Source organism: Aestuariivirga sp., assembly GCF_037139295.1.
In the GTDB taxonomy this organism is placed as follows: Bacteria; Pseudomonadota; Alphaproteobacteria; order Rhizobiales; family Aestuariivirgaceae; genus Aestuariivirga.
The window spans coordinates 1-3,676 of sequence record NZ_JBAXGR010000194.1 but is presented as its reverse complement, the minus strand read 5'-3'; the positions used below and the strand labels follow the sequence as shown (position 1 = coordinate 3,676).

The 3,676-nt window shown below is 62.3% G+C and carries 3 protein-coding genes; 2 read left to right on the top strand and 1 reads right to left on the bottom strand.

From position 1 onward, the window contains the following. Together WCJ41_RS20640 and WCJ41_RS20635 are read left to right on the top strand one after the other, a co-directional pair. Positions 1-1,920, top strand: a 1,920-nt coding sequence (locus tag WCJ41_RS20640) for a CocE/NonD family hydrolase (RefSeq protein ID WP_336907718.1), incomplete at its 5' end; no start/stop codon positions are given. Between the two features lie 500 nt (positions 1,921-2,420). Next, positions 2,421-2,681: a hypothetical protein gene (locus tag WCJ41_RS20635; protein WP_336907717.1), complete on the top strand. Its 261-nt coding sequence runs from the start codon at positions 2,421-2,423 to the stop codon at positions 2,679-2,681. 6 nt (positions 2,682-2,687) lie between these two features. On the opposite strand, the gene WCJ41_RS20630 is transcribed toward WCJ41_RS20635, so the two are convergent. Further along, positions 2,688-3,676: aminomethyltransferase family protein (locus tag WCJ41_RS20630; RefSeq protein WP_336907716.1), on the bottom strand; the 989-nt coding region annotated here is incomplete at its 5' end.

Genomic DNA, 3,676 nt, shown 5'->3' with positions numbered 1-3,676 from the left:
CGCCTCTGGCTGCCGCGCGCCGACACCGAACCGGTGCCGGGGATACTCGAATATCTTCCCTATCGCCGTCGCGCCCGGCACCGTGGCGACGACGCCGTCCTTCACCCGGCCTTTGCCGCTGAGGGCTACGCCTGCATTCGCGTCGACATGCGGGGCGCTGGCGACTCCGACGGGCTGATGAACGACGAATATACGCCCGGGGAGTGGAAAGACGCCGTCGAGGTTATTGACTGGATTGCCCGGCAGCCATGGTGTTCCGGTGCGGTCGGTATGATAGGGCTCTCATGGAGCGGGTTCAATTCACTCCAGATTGCCGCTCTGGCGCCGCCTGCGCTGAAGGCCATCGTCACCACCTGCGCCTCCGATGACCGTTATGGCGACGACATGCACTACATGGGTGGCTGCCTGCTCAACGACAACATCCAGTATGGTTCGACGCTGTTTACCTGGATAGCCACACCCCCGGACCCCGAGATAGTGGGCGAGCGATGGCGCGACATGTGGCTGAAGCGGCTCGAGACGGTTGAAATTCCACCGGCTGCTCGCTGGATGCAGCATTCCGACCGTGACGGCTACTGGAAAAGTGGCTCGGCTTGCGAAAACTATGGGTGCATCAAGGCGGCCGTTCTCGCGGTGGGTGGCTGGGCAGACGGCTATACGAACGCCGTGATGCGCCTGCTGTCCGGCCTCACTAGTCCCCGCAAGGGACTTATCGGTCCATGGGGCCATGCTTATCCCCACGTCGCGACGCCCGGTCCCGCGATTGACTTCATCGCCTATGCCGTGAGGTGGTGGGACCATTGGCTGAAGGGTCGCGATACTGGCATCATGGACGAGCCGATGCTAACCTGCTGGCTGCAGGAGCATGAGAAGCCGCAGTCCCGTTACGGCGCCCGTAAGGGACGTTGGATCGCGGAAGAGTCCTGGGATAGCCCCAATGTTTCGGTCAGGAAGTTGGGCATCAACGCCAATGGCCTTGGTGCCAGGGGCGGGGTGCTCGACATGTCGGTCCGCTCACCAGCATCGACTGGCCTCGCATCGGGCGAGTGGTGTCCATATGGCTGGGGCCCCGACATGCCTCTCGACCAAAGGGAGGATGACGGCGCCTCGCTGTGCTTCGACAGCGAAGGGCTGGCTGCACCGCTGCAGATCCTTGGCGGCGCGCGTGTGCATCTGGTGCTGTCCTGCGATAACGAGGAAGGCATGGTCGCGGTACGGCTCTGTGAGGTAGCGCCCGATGGCACGTCTTCCCGTATCACCTATGGGCTTCTAAACCTCCAGCACCTTAGCGGGCATGGGGCGGCGGAGAAACTGGTTCCCGGCCGCCGTTACGAGGTCGAGGTGAAGCTGAAGGACTGCGCCTATGAGACGCCTACCGGGCATCGCCTGCGCGTGGCGATCTCCACGGCCTACTGGCCTTTGGCCATGCCGGCGGGCGCAGGAACCACGGTGACGCTGCACGAGGCCAGCCTTGCACTGCCGGTGCGTGGCGCGAAGGGTGCGCGGCCAGCAAGCCTCGGCGAGCCCCACGTACCTCCTGCGCTTGCGACCACTGTGCTCGTTTTGCCGGAGCGCGGCCGCCTGCGCATGAGTCGTGATCTCAGCGCGGGCATCACGCGCGTCGAGGTCGTGCGGAACCTCGGCGCTGTCAGGATCGAGGATGTGGCCCTCGAACTTAAAGCGCTCGGCAGCGAGACCTACGAGATCAAACCAGACGATTCGACAGCTGTAAGGAGTGAGACGACGCGGCTAGCTGAGTTCCGCCGCACCGGCTGGTGTGCGGCCGTCGAGACGCACTCGGTGCTGACCATGGAAGGTGGAAACTGGAGGCTGAAGGCGCGACTTGAAGCGCGCCATGGCAATGAGACGATTTTCGCCCGCGACTGGAACCTGATTATTCCGCGCTCGAGTGCGGAGTGAAGTATCGAGGCAGCGGCCCGGAAGGACGAACGACCCAACGAGAAACTACGGAAGAGACCAGTGAGACATAATGCTGTCAGGACGCGCCTCAAGCTGATTGCAGGTGCTGACGGTCTAGCCAGTGGCACGGATCCGCGCCCGTGCGGATGAATTTCTGGAACTCGTCGGTTTGCCGCCAGATCATTATTGCAATCGCTGGCCGCGCCAGTTGCCGGGCGGTAAGTAGCAGCGAGTTGGCGAGGCGCGGGCACTGGCCGCCGATCCTTCCATCATCCTGATGCATGAGCCCTTTGGAGCCCTTGACCCTATCATATGGAGCAAGTTGCAGGACGGACTAATGCGTATTTAGCAGCAGCTCGACTAGGCCATCATCGTCATCAGTCATGACATGGACGAGGCAATCCGCCTTACCGATGCCGTGGCGGTGGCGGTGATGAGGTGGAAGACTGCTGCAGTTCGCGCATCCGGCTCAATTCTTTGCCCAACCCGCAGACCCCTTCGTGACGTCGCTGCTCGGGCATGACCGATTGCTCAAACTGATGCGCAAGATGCCGCTCGCCATTCTTCCGCCCGAGGAGGCGATAACGGCCGAAGCACCTGAGATCGACCGCCGCCCCACCGCCGAGAACGCGCTGATTCAGATGCTGGCGAGCGGCAGTGAACGTGTCGCAGTCATAGAAAGTGGGCGGCGCCTCCACTCATTGCTGGTATTAACTCTCGTGCGCTCCGTGCTTCTAGGTACTCCTCATTGCACCGCCTGAACCCATTCAGGCCCTGAGGCGCTTACCTTCTGGGTCGAAAGCCGGGGTGGCCAGGATGACGGCGCGATGGGGACTTCCGAGAATGGCGACGTTCACCTCGTCACCGGGCTTCGTAAGTCCCGTTTTCAGATATGCGATCGCCAGTGACTTGCCGACGGAATAACCGAAGGTGCCGGAGGTGACCTGGCCAAGCGGGGCACCATCGAAAAGGAAAACTGGCTCGCCCCCGGTCGCATCGGCGACGGTTGCATCTATTTCAAGGAAGCTCATCATCTCGCGCGGCGCTACCTGCGCCACCGCGAGATATGCTTCACGGTTGAGGAAGGGCTTTTCTGGCTTCACGAGGCGGGTAAGGCCGCATTCCTGCGGCCAGTATTCAAGACTGTAGTCGCGGCCCCAGCTGCCATATCCCTTCTCGACACGCAGGCTCATTAGGGCGCGGGAACCCACCGGCCCTGCACCAAATTCGCGCCCAGCCTCCAGCAGGGCCTCATACAGCCTCACCTGATCGTCCGCCCTGCAATGAAGTTCCCAGCCGAGATCGCCCGTGAAGCTGACACGAATGGCGACGACCTCCACGCCCGCCACGGTAATGCGCGCGGACCGCATGAACGGGAAAGCCGCATGGGAGAGATCGACGTTGGTCAGGCGTTGCAGCAACTCGCGCGATGATGGCCCGGCCACGTTGAAGCCGCAGTGGGAATTGGTGAGCGACCGGAACACCGTGCTGGCAGGAAGCGGCATGGCGTTGAAATATCGCTGATGGTAGCGCTCTGCCATGCCGGAGCCTATGATGAGAAATTCCTCCGCATCCAACCGCGTCACCGTGAAATCGCCCGCGATGCCGCCACGCTTCCCGATGAGCGGTGTGAGGCAGGAGCGTCCCACCTCTTTCGGCATGTGGTTGGCGAACAGGGCGTCCAGCCAGGCTTCCGCACCAGGGCCCTTCACCTCGTATTTGGCAAAGTTCGAGATGTCGATGATACCGGCTCTCT